This window comes from Vibrio sp. 10N.286.52.F8 (assembly GCF_041468745.1).
In the GTDB taxonomy this organism is placed as follows: Bacteria; Pseudomonadota; Gammaproteobacteria; order Enterobacterales; family Vibrionaceae; genus Vibrio; species Vibrio crassostreae_C.
This window is the reverse complement of sequence record NZ_JBFRJF010000003.1, coordinates 43,355-60,918: the sequence shown is the minus strand read 5'-3', so window position 1 is coordinate 60,918 and position 17,564 is coordinate 43,355. Positions and strand designations below refer to the sequence as shown.

Sequence of the window (17,564 nt, the reverse complement as noted above, 5' to 3'; positions counted from 1 at the left end):
CAAGAAGTGGACAATATCTTATAAACTTGAAGTACTATGTGTATATCATCAGGTAGCGTTTTTATTTACTTTGTTGTCAGCCAATATATTGGATAATATGGCAATAATACATTATGGAAGGAAAATGTGATGAGTAAAAAAATGACCATGGCGGAGATTTCAAGACAGCTTGGAATTTCAACAATGACCGTGTCACGTTACTTTAATGACGGTTATGTCTCGGCTGAAAATCGCCTTAAAATTGATGCTATCGTCAAAGAAAATCATTATACCCCTAATATATTTGCTCGTTCCATTCGTAGCCAATCTAATATTATTGGTTTCGTTGCTCCTCGCATTGAGTCATATACAACTAGTTTAGTAATTAAAGGGGCACTGGCGGCTGCCAATGAATCACAAGTACGAATGCTTTTTCATGCCTCAGGGTTTAACCATGAGTCAGAATGCCAAGCTGTGAGAGAGTTTAATGGCTTAAATGCATTGGGCACTATTATTATTGCTTCAAAGCACAGTGTCGAAGAGACGTTTTATCAAACCTTAGACAATGTGTTATTTATTGGTAAAAACACCCCCCACCATTGCTGTTTATATTACCCCGACCATGCTGCAATTAAAGCACTCGTTTCCCAAACCATCACTCAGTTAAAACAACAGCAGGCACCGCTGGCAGCCGTACATTATATTTATGATGAGCGTATGCTTTCCAGCCGTACTAAGTTGATGCAAGCCACCATTACTGACACCGTCCCTGAGTTGAATTTTTCACTACAAGCTCTAGCCAACTCGGAGGACAAAGCCGGCTACCAGGCAATTCAATTACAGCCTAATCATGTCTACTTTTGTGCCACCGATAATATTGCTATTCGTTTATATCGTCGCGCCAAAGAACAGCAACTCAAGATTGGTCATAACTTATGGATTGTAGGCATGGGTGACTATGACTACAGCGATTTGTTAGTCCCAAGCCTGACTACTGTCGCTTTTAACTACTATCAAGTGGGCTACCAAGCTGTCAAAAAATTGCTCAAGCGCGATTTCAGTTCCGTTGAAGGCACATTCGACATAAGAATGAGAGAAAGTTCACAGTTTCTCTGAAATTGTATTGAGTCCAAATAGGTTCCATTTAACACTATGTGTTAACGATAACACACATAGTATAACCGATGACACTCGCTAATAATCTACACTCAAAACCACTCGCGTGGTGGAAGAAAGCAACTGCCTACCAAATTTATCCCCGTAGTTTTTATGATACAAACCAGGACGGTATTGGTGACATCAATGGGATCATTGCTAAGCTAGATTATCTTGCTGATTTGGGCATTGATTTAATATGGATCTGCCCATTCTACGCATCACCGAATGATGATAACGGTTACGATATCAGTGACTATCAAGCGATTCATCCTGACTTTGGAACCCTTGAGGATGTGGATAAATTAATCACTGCTGCTCATGAACGTGGCATTCGCATTATTATGGATTTAGTGATAAACCACACTAGCGATGAGCACCCATGGTTCATCGAATCGCGAGATAACAAAGATAGCCCTAAGCGTGATTGGTATATTTGGCGTGATGGTTGTGAGCCTACAGCTGAAAAGCCGACTTGCGAACCAAATAACTGGGAAAGTATTTTTCATGGTAGTGCATGGGAATATGATGACAAAACTGCACAATATTATTTGCACCTATTTTCTAAAAAACAGCCAGATCTTAATTGGGAAAACCCTGAAGTTAAACAAGCACTATTTAAAATGATTCATTGGTGGTTGGAACGAGGTATTGATGGTTTCCGTGTCGATGCAATTAGCCATATTCAAAAACAAGCTGGTTTACCCTCTTTACCCAATCCAAAGGGTGAAAACTATGTCTCTTCATTCGATTATCATATGAATGTGGCTGGGATTGAAAAACATCTGTATGAGTTAAAAGAGCAGGCGTTTTCGCCTTTTGATATCGTGACCGTTGGTGAGGCCAATGGGGTGACGGCCGACAACGCATTGCCTTGGGTTGCTGAAGCGACCGAGCACGATCAAGGTGGTGTTTTTAACATGATTTTTCAGTTTGAACACATGAAGCTATGGTCGGAAGAACAAAGCAACGAGAATTTCGATCTCGTGGCGTTCAAACGCATTTTATCGCGTTGGCAAGATGCCTTAGAAGGTAAAGGCTGGAATGCGCTTTATTTAGAAAACCACGATCAAGCTCGTAGTATTGATACTTTTGCCGATCCTAACTCTAGGTATGCCAGTGCTACCGCGTTAGCGAGTTGTTATTTCTTGATGAAAGGAACTCCATTTATTTATCAGGGCCAAGAGATTGGTATGGTAAATCATCAGTTTACTTCTCTTGACGAATTTAACGATGTGTCTGCGAGAAATTTAATTCAAAAGCTATCGCAACAAGGTCAGAGCGATGCCGATATCTTAGCCTTGTTAAATCAAGTATCCCGCGACCACAGTCGCTTGCCAATGCAATGGAATGACCAGGATTTTGCCGGTTTTTCTGAGGTGCAACCTTGGTTCTCGGTGAATCAACAGTATGCAGATATCAATGTTGAGCAACAACAGCAAGATCCAAATTCGATCTTAGGTTTCTATAAGCAGTTGATTGCTTTGCGTAAGTCACATGAAAGCTTAGTGGTTGGCCGTTATCAATTACTGCTAGCTAACGATCCTAATATCTATGTTTATCAACGTGTTGCTCAAGATATGACATGGACCATTATTACCAATTTAAGTCCACAAGAGAGCGTTGTTGATATCGACTGCACCCAATTAGGCGAGTTAATGCTTGATAATCAGAATATTAACAATGAACACGTTCGCTCAGATTTTATAACAACGCAAATAGCCCCCGCTTATGCCGCGTATATATTTGCAAGAAAGCACTAAATTATATTTATGGCTAGGCGCTGATAACGTTAGCCTGTATTTAAATCAAGGAACTATTTATGAGTAAGTTACTATCGTTTGATTTTTGGCAACGATTTGGGAAGTCCCTTATCGTTGTTATCGCGGTGATGCCTGCCGCTGGTATCATGATATCACTAGGTAAAGTGGTCGCAATGTATGCGGGTGGGTTTGGTGCCATTGAAACACTAGGCGCTATAATGGAAAACATAGGTTGGGGGATCATTGTTAACCTTCACCTATTATTTGCGGTCGCGATTGGTGGCTCGTGGGCAAAAGAGCGTGCAGGTGGCGCATTTGCCGCGCTAATTGCCTTCATCTTAATCAACCGTATCACTGGGGTTATATTGGGCGTGGATAACGCTATGCTCAGTGACCCAGAAGCGGTTGTGATGAGCCTATTTGGTTCTGAGTTACCTGTCTCTCAATTCTTCACGAATATTTTGGGTGCTCCTGCCCTAAATATGGGTGTGTTTATCGGTATTATGTCTGGCTATTTAGGTGCCAACTTATTTAACCGCTATCATGACTTCGCTCGCTTACCTCAGGCATTAGCATTTTTCAACGGTAAGCGTTTTGTACCTTTTGTTGTTATTTTCTATTCGCTGATTATTGCGTTTGGTTTATCTGTAATATGGCCTTTAATTCAAGGTGCGCTTAATGATTTTGGTCAATGGATTGCTACCTCTAAAGACACTGCGCCGATCACTGCTCCTTTCTTGTATGGTACGTTAGAGCGTTTATTACTGCCATTTGGTTTACACCACACTTTAACTATTCCAATGAATTACACCGAGTTGGGTGGTACTTATGAGCTTTTGACTGGGATGAATGCGGGCTCAAGTGTTTATGGTCAAGATCCATTATGGCTTGCTTGGGTCAGCGATTTAAATAATCTTAAATTAAGCGATCCGACAACTTACCAACACCTGTTAGATACGGTGCACCCAGCACGCTTTAAAGCAGGCCAAGTTATTATCGCAGCCTCTTCATTGATTGGTATTGGACTTGCGATGTATCACTGTGTTGATAGTGATAAGCGCGCACAATATAAGCCAATGTTCTTATCTGCCTGTCTTGCTGTGTTATTAACCGGTGTGACTGAGCCTATTGAATTCATGTTTATGTTTATCGCTCCCGTTTTGTATGTTGCACATGCTGTGTTAACAGGAGTTGCATTTGCGTTGGTCGATGTGATGGACCTACGTGTACATGCCTTTGGTTTGATTGAGTTACTCACTCGTATACCTATGATGGTTTCAGCGGGCATCGGTGGTGATCTGGTTCGCTTTGCATTAGTTTCTATTGTTTTCTTTGTGATTAACTATGGATTGTTCCGCTTCCTAATCGTGAAATTGAAGTTACCAACACCGGGTCGTATGGGTAACTACCTGGATGAAAGCTCAGAATCGATGTCAGAAGATGAGAAGATGAACATTATTATTCAGAATTTAGGTGGCCGTGCCAATATTGCTGAGATTGATGCTTGTATGACTCGCTTGCGTATTACAGTTAATGATCCGAAGTTGGTTGCTGAATATGCGTCATGGAAGCCGACAGGGGCTCTTGGTGCTGTGATTAAAGAACAGGGTGTACAAGTTATTTATGGCCCTGGGGTGGATGTTATTAAATCTAAGTTAATAGAGAAATATTCAGCACAACCTGCGTAATTCTTTTTAGATCAAATAACCTCGAGAAACGCAGCCTTGCGCTGCGTTTTATCTCACTAGAATAAATAAGTGAATAATAATGAAGTTAATGACACTAAATACCCACAGTTGGCAAGAAGAAAAACAGCTAGAAAAGTTAGATGTGGTCGCGCAAGCCATTATCGAGCAAGGGAGCGATGTGGTTGCATTACAGGAAGTGAATCAACATCAAGATAGCCCGGCCGTTGATGCCAATATATTAACCAATCACACTGTGTTGGCGAATAACTATGGTTATTTATTACAGAAAAAACTCATGGAATACGGTCATCACTACCAACTTACGTGGGATTTCGTTCATCAAAGTTATGAAGTATATCAAGAGGGGCTCTCATTTTTAACGCGACTACCGATTGTCGAACATGAGGTCATTGATTTAAGTGATAACTATGATGTGAGCTTTTGGAAACATCGGCGAGCAGTGCGTATTAAAGTGACCTCTCAACAGGGTGATTTTAATCTTTATAATTGTCATTGTGGCTGGTGGAATGACTCAGAGAACTCATTTGAGGATCAGTTCGACCGAATCAAGGCAACTTTACCAACAGAGTTGAGCTTTCTATTAGGCGATTTCAACAACCCAAGCCATATACGTAATGAAGGCTATGATTACGTATTACAACGCGGTTTGATGGATTGTTATGAAGTTGCTGAAATCAAAGATGATGGAACCACTGTCATTAAAAACATTGATGGTTGGGAGCAAAATAGCCAAGCGTTACGCATTGATTTAGTACTTAGTAATCAGCCTGTAGTGGTAAAGCAGCATAAGGTGATTTTTAATCACGATTTTTATCCGGTTGTATCAGATCACTTTGGGGTGTTGGTAGAAGTAGAACTTACTTAATTTTTATCAACTCATCGTAGTTTAAATAAAAAGAATACTGACACAAATACGGCTAATTATCAGGTCACTCTTACTTGCTAAAATAGCGATAGAATACGACTGACCTTAACGATCTTTAGTGCGAGTTCGAAGTGATTACATAAGATTCTCTGTTCTTTCTTTCAACTATATACACAAGATTTCACACTTCTGCGAAATCTAAACTATCTTGTTGATACTGGTACAGATTAATAAGGATCGTTATGAATAGGTATATTGCAGAAATGTTCGGTACATTTTGGTTGGTGTTAGGGGGTTGTGGTAGTGCCGTCTTGGCCGCTGCTTTTCCCGATGTAGGTATCGGCTTACTCGGGGTTTCCCTCGCGTTTGGTTTAACCGTACTCACCATGGCTTTTGCTATTGGCCATATATCCGGCTGTCATCTCAACCCTGCTGTTACAATAGGTCTTTGGAGCGGTGGTCGCTTTGATGCCAAAGACGTCGCACCTTATATTATTGCCCAGGTCATTGGCGGTATTATCGCGGGTGGTGTGTTATTCGTGATTGCTTCAGGCCAAGCAGGCTTTGACGCTGCGGCATCTGGCTTTGCTTCAAATGGTTACGGTGAACACTCACCGGGCGGCTATTCACTTACCGCTGCACTGGTCTGTGAAGTGGTCATGACCATGGTGTTCCTGTTCGTGATCATGGGCGCGACTGATTCGAAAGCCCCTGCTGGGTTTGCACCGATCGCAATTGGTCTCTGTTTGACCTTGATTCACCTTATCAGTATTCCCGTAACCAATACTTCTGTGAACCCTGCTCGAAGTACCGGCGTGGCTGTATTTGTCGGTGACTGGGCCGTTTCGCAATTATGGCTATTCTGGGTTGCACCGATTATTGGTGCCGTGATTGGCGCGATGATATACAAAGCGGTAAGAGGTTCAGATTAAGCGCTGAAAAACGTCTAAAGCAATAAAAGAAAAAGCCGCTTAGTGATGCTTCACCAAGCGGCTTTTTTAGATCTTATGACGACCGAGTAAGGAGTGCGAAAGCGTGGTGCCATCCACCAGCTCTAGCTCACCACCAACGGGAACACCATGAGCGATACGGCTAGCGTTCACTTCATGGGCATTACATAGCTCAGCAATGTAGTGCGCTGTCGCTTCCCCTTCAACTGTTGGGTTAGTCGCTAGGATTACTTCAGAGATATCACCACGACGCAGGCGGTAGTCCAAAACATCGAGACCGATGTCACTTGGACCAATACCATCAAGTGGTGAAAGGTGGCCCATCAATACAAAGTAACGGCCTGAATATTGGCCAGTCGCTTCTATTGCTGCAATGTCTGCAGGGCTTTCTACTACACAGATTTGACCATTTTCCTGACGTTTAGGATTGGTACAAATGTGGCAAGTATCTTCTTCAGTAAAAGTACGGCACTCATTACAGTGACCAATTTCGGTCATTGCTTGGCTAAGAGCTTCAGCCAATTGTAGGCCGCCTTTTCTATCGCGCTGTAACAAATGAAAGGCCATACGCTGCGCCGACTTGGGGCCAACCCCAGGTAGACAACGTAAGGCCTCCATCAAATGCTCCAGCATATGACTGGTACGCATATTTAACCGTTCTAATGTTCAAGTAATAGCCTGTTCAACACAAACCACCACCTGAATTAACCTTTAAGAATAAGTTACTTAGAAAGGCATCTTCATACCTGGTGGAAGTTGCATTCCGCCAGTTACGCTAGCCATTTTCTCTTTTTGAGTTTCTTCAACGCGACGAGCCGCATCGTTGAAAGCAGCAGCGATAAGATCTTCAAGCATCTCTTTATCGTCTTCCATTAGGCTTTCATCGATATCAACACGGCGAACGCTGTGGCTACCAGTGATCGTTACTTTTACAAGGCCAGCACCTGACTCACCTGTAACTTCCATATTTGCGATTTCTTCTTGAAGCTTTTGCATGCGCTCTTGCATTTGCTGGGCTTGCTTCATCATGTTGCCCATACCGCCTTTACCAAACATGTTAATACTCTCTGGTCTAATTGGTTTATTAAAATTAATTAAGCTATACGAGCTTAAATGGGGGTTAAAACAGTGTGATTCAACCCCTCGATGTTCAGTTCTCAGATTTGCTTATCTGGGATGATATGCCGGTCACTAAACAAGAAAACGTTCTAGATAGGACGAACGCTGTCTCTGTCGAGTTCAGCGGCAAAACGTCTTTCAATGAACTGTACGTTGGCATCGTTTTCTAAAGCGGTAAACGCGTCTTTCAACTTACCTTGGTACAACCTTTCTCGTAATTCTAGCGGCGTTTCTCCACCATCACCGATTTCAACACTCAAATGACACTCTTCTCCAAGCACAGTATTGAGAGACTGCAATAATTCACTCTGTGCACGGTCCGTATTCAAGTGAGCTTGGCTCGCTCTTAACGTTAAAGTGATTGATGTGTCGTTTTTAGCAAACACTGAGTTCAATGCTAACTGTTCAACAAGCTTGGCTGTCTCTAGCTTTTGAATCGTGGCGGACCATTCATCTTGAGCAATCGACTCTTGAAGCAATTTGTCGACCATTTCTGGTGTCTTAATATGCTCTAACGCACGCTTGATCTGAGTAGGTGTAAGCTCTTTGCTCACCTCTTTCACTACAGGTTTAGACGGTTTCCAGCGATAAGGTTCATTATCGTTGGTCACATTTTCTGTCGAAGAGGCTGATAAAGAAGCTGGCGACACCCGCTCAGAACCACCGTGTTGCTGAGCAACTCGATCAAGAACTGAAGTTTTAGCTGGTGTCGCTTTAGCCTTTTTTGGCGCCGAGCCTTTGTTTTCTGTTGCCGCGCTGCCTCTACGTTGAGAACGTAATTGGTGGCGTAAACCACTCACAGGCGAAGTTGCACGCGCCGGCTGCTCTTGCGGAGCAGAAGGTGCAACGCTTGGCTGTTGAACCGGGCTCTGGTTTTGATAATTCGTTTGTTGCTGCTGAGGCTGATCTGCACCGTAGCTTGGACGCTCATCATAAGCAGGAGGCGCGTCATACTGGCTATGCGGGTAATCCTGTTCTGGATAACCTTGGTTACCTGAATGATCAGCGTAACCTTGCGAATCTGAATACTGTGTTGGATTCTGCTGCGGAGCCTGTTGCACCGGTTGCTGCTGCATAGCTTGCTGTTGAGGCGCCTGTTGTTGCATCTGAGGCTGTCTCGGAGCTGCCATTGGCGCAGGTTGACTCACTGACTGAGCAACGTTCTGAGCTTGAGCTGCTGGAACTGGCGCTGGGCTTGCCGACTGAGTCGAGATTGCCGTAGCAACCGCTTGTTCAGCAGGTCTAAAGGCCAACATGCGTAAAACTACCATCTCAATACCAACACGAGCAGTTGGCGATAACGGTAAGTCTTCACGACCTTTCAATACGATCTGGTAGTAGAGTTGAATGTCTTGTGGGCTAAGCGCTTTGCTCAGTAGTTCAAGCTTCTCAGCGTCAGGCTGTGCCTTATCTAATGTAGATGGCAAAGCTTGGAACATCGCAAGACGATGCAGTTGGGCCGCAAGCTGATTCAGCAAACCATCCCACTCAACACCGTTCTCAGCAAGGCTTTGGATACACGCCATCGCTTGCTGTGGCTGCTTACTGCTAATCGCTTCAAGCAAGTGGATAGCTTGGTCGGTATCCAGTGTCCCAAGCATATGAGCAACAGTATCTGTTACGACATTGCCGTTACCTAATGCGATAGCTTGGTCTGTAAGGCTTAGTGCATCACGCATACTGCCATCAGCAGCATGAGCAATCATTCCAAGCGCACGAGACTCAGACGTCACATCTTCTTGTTCAAGAATATGATCGAGCTGCTCGTGAATATTATCAACGCTGATCGGCTTAAGGTGGAACTGCAAACAACGCGACAAGATAGTCACTGGAAGCTTCTGTGGATCCGTTGTTGCGAGCAAGAATTTCACATACTCAGGCGGCTCTTCTAAGGTCTTTAGAAGCGCATTAAAGCTGTGCCTAGAAAGCATGTGGACTTCATCGATTAGGTAAACCTTGAAGCGACCACGTGCAGGCTTGTACTGAACATTGTCCAGAAGCTCGCGGGTATCTTCTACCTTAGTACGTGATGCCGCATCAATCTCAAGTAGGTCAACAAAGCGACCTTCATCGATTTCTTTACAGGTTGCACATTCACCACAAGGTGTTGAGGTAATGCCTGTTTCACAGTTGAGCCCTTTAGCAAACAAACGGCCGATGGTCGTTTTACCGACACCTCGTGTACCGCTGAACAGGTATGCATGGTGCAACCTGTTCTGGCTAAGGGCATTCTCTAATGCTGTTAAAACATGGGCTTGACCAACCACTTCTTTGAATTTGGTTGGTCGCCATTTTCGCGCTAACGCAAGATAGCTCATGAATAATTCCGAAAAGGATTAGTGACCGTCGAATTCGCAGATGCTAAACACTTCTAGACCTAAGCCTTGTAAGCGCTTGTCACCACCGATTTCTGGAAGGTTAATAACAAATGCAGCGTGTTCTACCACACCACCAAGCTGACGAATCAACTTTGTTGTTGCTTCAATCGTACCGCCCGTTGCTAGCAAATCATCAACCATCAACACTTTATCGCCTTCAACGATAGCATCAGTATGGATTTCTAGAGTGTCGGTGCCGTACTCAAGCTCATAAAATTGTGCCACAGTTTGACGAGGCAGCTTGCCCGGCTTACGAACAGGAATGAAGCCAACACCTAGCTCAAGTGCCAAAGGCGCACCAAATAAGAAACCACGAGCTTCAGTACCAACGATCTTAGTAAAGCCCATGTCCTTGTATGTTTCCGCTAGCAGGTCGATAGTCGCTTTGTAAGCTACTGGATCTTCCATCAAGCTTGTTACGTCACGGAACAAAATACCCGCTTTAGGGTAATCAGGAATGCTTTTGATGCTTGCTTTGATCAGAGAGATTTTTTCTGTGTTCATAATCTTATGCACTTCATTAGGCCGCTTTCCAAACTCTCGTTAACGAATCAAACATCAACGCTCGGAATTAAGGAAAGGTACGATTGGTATTCATTGCAACGAGAGTCATAACTCTGATTGCTGAAATAATAAACGCCCGCTATACAAGCAGGCACACTGGCTTAATGGTAGTGATTTTCTTTGCTGTCAGCAACCAACTCATGGGTTGGAAGTCGCATAAACCATGTGAGAAGAATAACAAGTACACAAATTAGGAAAGCCTTGACCCAAATGATAGGGGCAAAGTAGATGGATAACGCAAAACTCAACAAGATAAAGAATACGCCACGCGTTTTAACTTGTTTGGTGACGGCACCGTGTTGATACCAATTGTTCAGCAAAGGACCCAGCGTTTTGTGCTCATGCATCCATTTATGAACTTTCGGATTGCTTCGCATGAAGCATGCGCTGGCAAGAAGGAGAAAAGGAGTGGTTGGCAGAACGGGCAAAACTATCCCTAGAACTGCGAGAAATATACAAAGGCCACCAGCAATATTGAGGCTTAAAACTCGAACGCTAATTGTGGCCTCCTTGAGTTAGCTATCACCAATCGGCGACGACAGCTTAACTAGAATGTTGCGTAACCATTGAATACGCGGATCAACGTAAGTGTTGCTGGTAGCAATGGAATCATTAAAAATGCGGCTAAAAATCCTAAAAAGTAGAATACATTAAACGGGTCTTGAAAGTCTTTGTTATCTGCCATGATTGCTTCTTGTTTTTGTTAGTGAAGGTAAGTATCCGGCGAACCAAACCCGCTTTGCTAAATCGACATTTAACAAAAAAGGCATAGCCACACCATTTGCGCAACTATACCTTAATCAATTATTCACAAAAACCGAGGAAATATAGGGTTAATCAGTAGACCCTTGGTGTATGTCTAAACTAAAACTTGCCGCTCCAAGTAGGCTCAACGACAGTTGGCAGCCCTGTTCGATCGGAAGGTCCCGCGTAATAAAGTTCTTCTTGCAGTTCTCACCCAAGCGCTCACCTGCTGCAATATATTGATTCAATTCACCATTCGACCATTGCCCGTCTAGACCCGCAGGCAAAATGGAGATGGTTCCCTCGGCAAGGTCAGCAACACCAAACAAGGCATTCACTGGGGTGGAGCATTTAGAGCAACGAATCCCCTTCTCTAAGATTTCAGCAATATCTTTGAGATCAACATTAAAATCTTTTCTGTTTCTTATGTAATCGTGGAACAGCGCTCTCACTAACAATGTTGTCGCGGAGCCGCCATTATCAGACGACGATGAATCGACGAGGTAAAAAGCAAACTGCCCGTTCATCATCCACGCATAGTCAAACACAAGTGGCATCATCTCTGTTGATTGCAGTAACCGGTAACTGCAACGCCATGAGCCTTGTTGCGTATCTTTCTCTGGAAGCAGCGCATGCAGTAAGTCTTTTGCTGCGCTTGGGTTATCTTGAAGGTAATTCAGGTGCCAATGCAGTTCTTGGTCTTCAGGGATCTCTCCCCCATCATCCACACAGAACCATTGGCTCGAAAAATCTCGTTGGTCTGAAATGTTATCGAACGAATCTGTCAATGTATTCGCAATCGCACTTCCTAGGTGACGGTGATCCTCTAATGGCTTCGCCAAGAAGTCTTTAATACCAAATCGCAAGGCTTTCGCCACGTCAGACATGTCATCAGTGCCAGACACAACGATCATAGGCAGTGACGGGTACTCTAAACTGAGCTCTTCCACAAGCTCTATGCCATCAAGTATTGGCATTGATAAGTCAAACACAATTAAATCTGGCGCTGAGTCTCTAAGTTTCTGCAAAGCGTCCAGTCCATTTTCAGCCTCAACCACTTTATAACCGACCTTGTCTAGGTACGCGCTGGTTATACGGCGAAAAATAGGATCATCATCAACCAACATCACGCATTTTTGGTTAATTACTTCCTGAGCCGAGGTCATTACTGGCTGACTGTGAGTTTTGTACATAATCTATAACCTCACAAAACTAAGTCGAATTATTATTGTTATCTGTTCTAAGAACTAATATAAAACTTAGTAATAAAATGCTAAATACACAAATTTGCACTCTTTACTGGTAATTCGTGACGAGGGTTGGAATACTTGTAAATAGTGCAACGAGTTGACGTAACGCAAACATTGATCTCACTGTTACGTATAAATTAGATGAGATTGTAAACAAATGTGTCTGGATTTATGAAATTAGATGATTTAAACCTCTTTCGACTCGTCGTTGAAAATGGGAGCTACACCGCAACATCGCGCAAGACTATGATTCCGGTTGCGACCATCACACGACGCATCCAAGCCTTAGAAGATTCTTTGAACCTTAGGCTTCTCAATAGACACGCGCGTAAACTTTCTTTAACAGAGGCAGGCGAACGTTTCTTCAATGAATGCTCTCCGCTGTTGCAACGTCTCTCTTCTACTGCAGAAGAGTTAACTGACGTGTGCAAAGGCGCTTCCGGTAAGATTCGTATTACGGCACCCTCAAACCTGACCAAGCGCATGATGATGCCAATGTTCAGTGAATTCATGATTCAATACCCTGATATCAATATTGAGCTGATGATGAACAACCAAGCGGATCAGCTGGATCCAACGGAGTGGGACGTAATTTTCCGAGTCGGCCCTCAGCGTGATTCAAGCCTAATCGCTCGAAAAATCAGTGAAGTCAAAGATATTCTTATCGCGAGCCCTGAGTACTTAGCGAAGAACCCAGCTCCAAGCCATGCTGAAGAGCTAGCGAACCATTCGCTACTCAAAGGCTACCCGCTGATTAAGTGGCAGCTGAGTAATTCGAATGAAGAGACGGTGGTGAATAGCGAGAAAGGCCGTTTCAACGCCAATGCGCTTAATGTCGTAAGACAAGCGTGCTCAGAAGGCCTAGGTATCACCCTGATGCCTGACGTGATGATTCGTGAATACATTGAAGATGGCAGCTTAGTGCAAGTCTTAGAAGACTGGAGCGCTAACCCTCGTGATATTTACATGCTTTATAACCACAAAGACCATCTACCAGAGAAAGTGAGATTGTTTATTGATTTTGTGATCGCATACCACATTCATTAAGGTCAATCCCCTTCTCTATAAACAAAAAACCAGAGCCGATGCTCTGGTTTTTTATTTTCTGTATCGCTAGCGAAACTCTGTATGACTAACGAAACGCTAGTTAAGCGCCTTCGTTGTGTAACTCTAAGTTAGCAAGATCTTGTTGAATCTCACGCTGAACCTTTGAGTCGTCATTACGCAAAGAGTCTAGGAAATCTAGGTACACTTGGTCGATATCGCCCGTTACATACTCGCCGTTAAATACAGAAGTATCAAAACGAGAGATGTCTTGATTGCCCATGCCCACTGCAGAAATCAGATCTGGTAGCGTTTGGAAAATCAAGGCGTCTGCGCCAATCTGCTTACAAATCGTTTCGTTATCACGACCATGAGCAATCAACTCTGTCGCGCTCGGCATATCAATGCCGTAAACGTTAGGGAAGCGAACCTCTGGAGCAGCTGAAACCATGAAGACCTTATTTGCGCCAGAATCACGAGCCATCTCAATGATCTGCTCTGATGTTGTGCCGCGAACGATAGAATCGTCAACCAGAAGAACGTTCTTACCTTTAAACTCAGAGCGAATTGCGTTGAGCTTACGGCGAACCGACTTCTTACGTTGTTGCTGACCTGGCATGATGAATGTGCGGCCAACATAGCGGTTTTTCACGAAACCTTGACGGTATGGCTTATTGATCGCTTGAGCGATTCGTAGCGCAATATCGTTTGATGTTTCAGGGATTGGAATAACTACATCAATGTCTAAGTCTGCGTACTCTTCTTTAATACGCATACCAAGCATCTCACCCATCTCAACGCGTGCGCTGTAAACCGAGATTTTGTCGATGAATGAATCTGGGCGTGCAAAGTATACAAACTCAAAGATACATGGGTTTAGTTGTGGGTTGTCTGCACATTGCTTAGTGAAAAGCTCACCGTCAAACGTTGCGTAGATAGCTTCACCTGGTGCTACGTCGCGCATGAAGTCGAAACCAACAGCATCGAGTGCTACCGATTCAGACGCAACCATGTACTCTGTTTTACCTTGAACTTCACGCTTACCAAGACACAATGGACGAATACCATGTGGGTCACGGAATGCGATCATACCGTGGCCGATGATCATCGCCGTTACGGCGTAAGCACCACGAATTGTACGATGCACATTTGCCACAGCGCGGAAAACGTCATCTGAAGTTACGTTACCTTTAACAGTATCGATCTCATGAGCTAATACGTTCAGTAGAACTTCAGAGTCAGAGGTTGTGTTTACATGACGACGGTCTTTTTCGAACAACTTCTCACGAACTTCGTTTGCGTTCGTCAGGTTACCGTTGTGCGCCAACGTAATGCCAAAAGGAGAGTTTACGTAGAAAGGCTGAGCTTCAGACGCACTTGAACTACCCGCAGTAGGATAACGAACATGGCCAATACCAACTTCACCTTGTAGGCGCTGCATGTGTTTTGCTTCAAAAACATCTTTTACTAAACCGTTCGCCTTACGCAGACGGAAACGATTGCTTTCTATGGTACAAATACCAGCGGCATCTTGGCCACGATGCTGCAATACCGTTAAAGCGTCATAAATAGACTGGTTTACAGGTGTTGAACCCACGATTCCAACAATACCACACATGTCCTAATCCTCGATTTTTCGACATTAACTGGCGCTAGAGCGCGCCAGATAAGAAACTAGATGTTGCTTGTAAATGCTCGAAGAACGGCGCAATGATTCGACTAAATTCTGGAACCAATTGCGAATTCTTCCACCACTCAGAACTTGGGAATGCAGTAAACGCATCCATGAAAAACAACACTGCAGAAACAATCAAAACACCACGTAAGCCACCAAAGACGACACCGAGGATTCTGTCTGTACCTGACAGGCCTGTTTTCTGAACTAGTTGACCGATGACATAGTTAACTAAGGCACCCACAACTAACGTTGCAACAAACAATGCTGCTATCGCAGTTCCGTTTCGAAACATCTCATCTTCGATATTGGTGAAGTACATCGCTAATTTAGCGTAGTACTGGCTAGCAATAAAAAATGCTCCAAACCAAATAACGAGTGACAAGGCTTCTTTAGCGAAACCACGAACTAAACTGATCACGGCAGAGAAGCCGATCACGCCTAAAATGACAAAATCTAACCAATTCATGAATTCTTCATCTTAAGTTGGCGCGCATTTTAACAGAAAAAATGCTGACGCAAACGTTTTCTTATGGATTTAACGGTTTAAATTTGAGCAACTGGCCTTTTGAACCCGTAATTTTTTCTAATTCCTTAATTTGTCGCTCAAGTTTGGATTTAGAGACATCCGGGCCAATAATTACTCGCGTAAAAGTTTTTTCTTGCTTGGTGTGAGCCTGATAACCGCGCTTTTGCAGATCCTTAACAACGTTTTTTGCGTTGTCAGCATTCTTCAAAGCCATCAATTGAATAATCCAAGCACTGTCTTGGTATTCATTTTTTTCCGGTACCGGCTTAACCACAACTGCCACTTTGTCTGCTTCTTTATCATTAGAAGAAGACGCGGTTTGCGTGTTTGAATTATCAGTACGACCACTTTCAACCACTTGCTCAACCGGAGAATCCGGTAGCGCTATCTGATCTTCAACGGGATCGAGTACTTCAAACACTTCAACATTACTATCAAGCTCAGGCTTAATTGGAATGCTTGCAAACTCTTCTTTGTAGTGGAGCTTCTTACCATCTAGTACATCGGGCAATACAATCACGCCAATGGCCACTAAAATGATGGTGCCGACTAACCGGCTTTGGAATTTACTTGCCATTTAGTTTCCTTTTTTCTGCCAATGCTCCAACACTTCACCCACTGTATGGAAAGAACCGACAACCAACACAACATCGTCACCTTTAACAGAAGCTAAAGCCGCTTCAAACGCTACAACAGGGTTTGAATACCGCTCTACACCTTCAGGTAAGCTTTGACACAATTCAGCGGCTGTTGCGGCTCGTGGGCCGTTCAGCGAAGCTGGGTACCAATGTGTTGTTATTGGAGCTAATACTTCCAATGTCGCGGGGATATCTTTGTCATGAAGCATGGCGACTACAACGTGTAAATTTTTGCCTGCATACTTCTTCGCGACTTGCTGCGCAAAGTACTCAGCAGAATGCGGGTTGTGTGCTACATCAAGCACAATCACCGGTTGTTCGCTAATTTGCTGCATACGCCCAGGAAGCTGCGCATTCTTCATGCCGTTAACCACGTTCACGTCGCTAATACTAAGCTCTGATGTGCCCAATGCCATCAACGCTGTTGCAGCGTTAGGTAACGGCAGGCTTGGAATAGGTAGCGATTCTAGTTGGAATGCACCACTGCGCCAGTTCCACGTATCACCGTCAACATCATAAGTGTATTGAATACCGACTTGGTAGAACTCAGCCTTAATGTCATCAGCGTGCGCTGCAACCGTAGCCGGTGGCTTGGGTTGACCACAGATAGCGGGTTTACCGCTACGATAAATGCCCGCTTTCTCAAAACCAATCACATTGATGTCATCACCTAGCCAGTCAACATGGTCGACAGCCAAACTAGTAATCACAGAAACATCATGCTCAACGATATTGGTCGCGTCTAAACGCCCGCCTAAACCCACTTCTAAAAGCACAACATCAACCGCTTCAGTTTGAAATGCACGTAACGCCGCTAAAGTGCCATATTCGAAAAAACTCAGGCTGATTTCGCCACGCTCTTTCTCAATGAAATCGAAAGACTGAACCATCTTTTCATCAGATAGATCTTGGCCGTTGATACGAACACGTTCGTTATAGCGAATTAAGTGAGGAGAGCTGTAGACACCAACTGAGTAACCAGCGTCCAATAGAATCGCTTCCATCAGTGCACATGTTGAGCCTTTGCCATTGGTTCCGGCAACAGTAATAACATGTTGAGCAGGTTTGGTGAGGTTTGCCTTAGAGGCGACGGCCTGAACTCGGTCTAATCCAAGATCAATAGCGCTTGTGTGGATGTTTGATAAATAATCAAGCCACATCTCCAAAGAGGATGTGGCTTGAGGAATAGGTTGTTGACTCAT

17 protein-coding genes are annotated in these 17,564 nt (G+C 43.9%); 6 read left to right on the top strand and 11 right to left on the bottom strand.

Translation table 11 applies throughout. The annotated features are described in order from the left end of the window. Positions 1–129 precede the first annotated feature (129 nt). The 5 genes from AB4133_RS00605 to aqpZ all read left to right on the top strand — a co-directional run bounded on the left by AB4133_RS00605 (position 130) and on the right by aqpZ (position 6,403). On the top strand, positions 130–1,095 hold the full coding sequence (locus tag AB4133_RS00605; protein ID WP_017070321.1) for a LacI family DNA-binding transcriptional regulator: 966 nt from the start codon (positions 130–132) through the stop codon (positions 1,093–1,095). A 68-nt stretch (positions 1,096–1,163) separates the two neighbouring features. Then, positions 1,164–2,897, top strand: coding sequence for an alpha-glucosidase (locus tag AB4133_RS00600; RefSeq protein WP_102320046.1), 1,734 nt, complete (start codon positions 1,164–1,166; stop codon positions 2,895–2,897). Positions 2,898–2,956: 59 nt separating this feature from the next. Next, on the top strand, positions 2,957–4,585 hold the full coding sequence (locus tag AB4133_RS00595; protein ID WP_372223783.1) for a PTS transporter subunit IIBC: 1,629 nt from the start codon (positions 2,957–2,959) through the stop codon (positions 4,583–4,585). Positions 4,586–4,664: 79 nt separating this feature from the next. Beyond that, complete coding sequence (locus tag AB4133_RS00590; RefSeq protein WP_372223781.1) at positions 4,665–5,471, top strand: endonuclease/exonuclease/phosphatase family protein; 807 nt, start codon at positions 4,665–4,667, stop codon at positions 5,469–5,471. A gap of 242 nt (positions 5,472–5,713) precedes the next feature. After that, the gene (gene aqpZ / locus AB4133_RS00585; protein WP_048610468.1) at positions 5,714–6,403 is read left to right on the top strand and encodes an aquaporin Z; all 690 of its coding nucleotides are present in this window, start codon (positions 5,714–5,716) and stop codon (positions 6,401–6,403) included. A 66-nt stretch (positions 6,404–6,469) separates the two neighbouring features. On the opposite strand, the gene recR is transcribed toward aqpZ, so the two are convergent. The 7 genes from recR to AB4133_RS00550 all read right to left on the bottom strand — a co-directional run bounded on the left by recR (position 6,470) and on the right by AB4133_RS00550 (position 12,419). Then, a complete protein-coding gene (gene recR / locus AB4133_RS00580) occupies positions 6,470–7,069 on the bottom strand; it encodes a recombination mediator RecR (protein ID WP_019823189.1) in 600 nt (199 codons plus the stop codon). Between the two features lie 78 nt (positions 7,070–7,147). Next, positions 7,148–7,477, bottom strand: a complete 330-nt coding sequence (locus AB4133_RS00575) for a YbaB/EbfC family nucleoid-associated protein (protein WP_017062338.1) — start codon at positions 7,475–7,477, stop codon at positions 7,148–7,150. Between the two features lie 152 nt (positions 7,478–7,629). After that, complete coding sequence (dnaX, locus tag AB4133_RS00570; RefSeq protein WP_372223779.1) at positions 7,630–9,858, bottom strand: DNA polymerase III subunit gamma/tau; 2,229 nt, start codon at positions 9,856–9,858, stop codon at positions 7,630–7,632. A gap of 18 nt (positions 9,859–9,876) precedes the next feature. Next, entirely contained in the window at positions 9,877–10,422 is a 546-nt protein-coding gene (gene apt / locus AB4133_RS00565) for an adenine phosphoribosyltransferase (protein ID WP_372223777.1), read from the bottom strand. A gap of 161 nt (positions 10,423–10,583) precedes the next feature. Then, entirely contained in the window at positions 10,584–10,955 is a 372-nt protein-coding gene (locus tag AB4133_RS00560) for a YbaN family protein (RefSeq protein ID WP_029225617.1), read from the bottom strand. 74 nt (positions 10,956–11,029) lie between these two features. After that, positions 11,030–11,167: a hypothetical protein gene (locus AB4133_RS00555; RefSeq protein WP_017067606.1), complete on the bottom strand. Its 138-nt coding sequence runs from the start codon at positions 11,165–11,167 to the stop codon at positions 11,030–11,032. Between the two features lie 148 nt (positions 11,168–11,315). Further along, the gene (locus AB4133_RS00550) at positions 11,316–12,419 is read right to left on the bottom strand and encodes a response regulator (RefSeq protein WP_372223775.1); all 1,104 of its coding nucleotides are present in this window, start codon (positions 12,417–12,419) and stop codon (positions 11,316–11,318) included. Positions 12,420–12,647: 228 nt separating this feature from the next. Between AB4133_RS00550 and AB4133_RS00545 the strand changes: the two genes are divergently transcribed. Continuing rightward, positions 12,648–13,523 carry a LysR family transcriptional regulator gene (locus AB4133_RS00545; RefSeq protein WP_017062344.1) on the top strand — a complete coding sequence of 292 codons (876 nt, stop codon included), beginning with the start codon at positions 12,648–12,650 and terminating at the stop codon, positions 13,521–13,523. A gap of 100 nt (positions 13,524–13,623) precedes the next feature. Here the strand turns inward: AB4133_RS00545 and purF are convergent, their stop codons facing one another. From purF to folC, 4 genes are all read right to left on the bottom strand, one after another. Next, positions 13,624–15,138, bottom strand: a complete 1,515-nt coding sequence (gene purF / locus AB4133_RS00540) for an amidophosphoribosyltransferase (protein WP_017062345.1) — start codon at positions 15,136–15,138, stop codon at positions 13,624–13,626. Positions 15,139–15,172: 34 nt separating this feature from the next. Next, a complete protein-coding gene (locus AB4133_RS00535; RefSeq protein WP_009848678.1) occupies positions 15,173–15,664 on the bottom strand; it encodes a CvpA family protein in 492 nt (163 codons plus the stop codon). 61 nt (positions 15,665–15,725) lie between these two features. Continuing rightward, positions 15,726–16,301 carry an SPOR domain-containing protein gene (locus tag AB4133_RS00530; RefSeq protein WP_017063432.1) on the bottom strand — a complete coding sequence of 192 codons (576 nt, stop codon included), beginning with the start codon at positions 16,299–16,301 and terminating at the stop codon, positions 15,726–15,728. Further along, a complete protein-coding gene (gene folC, locus AB4133_RS00525; RefSeq protein ID WP_017062347.1) occupies positions 16,302–17,564 on the bottom strand; it encodes a bifunctional tetrahydrofolate synthase/dihydrofolate synthase in 1,263 nt (420 codons plus the stop codon).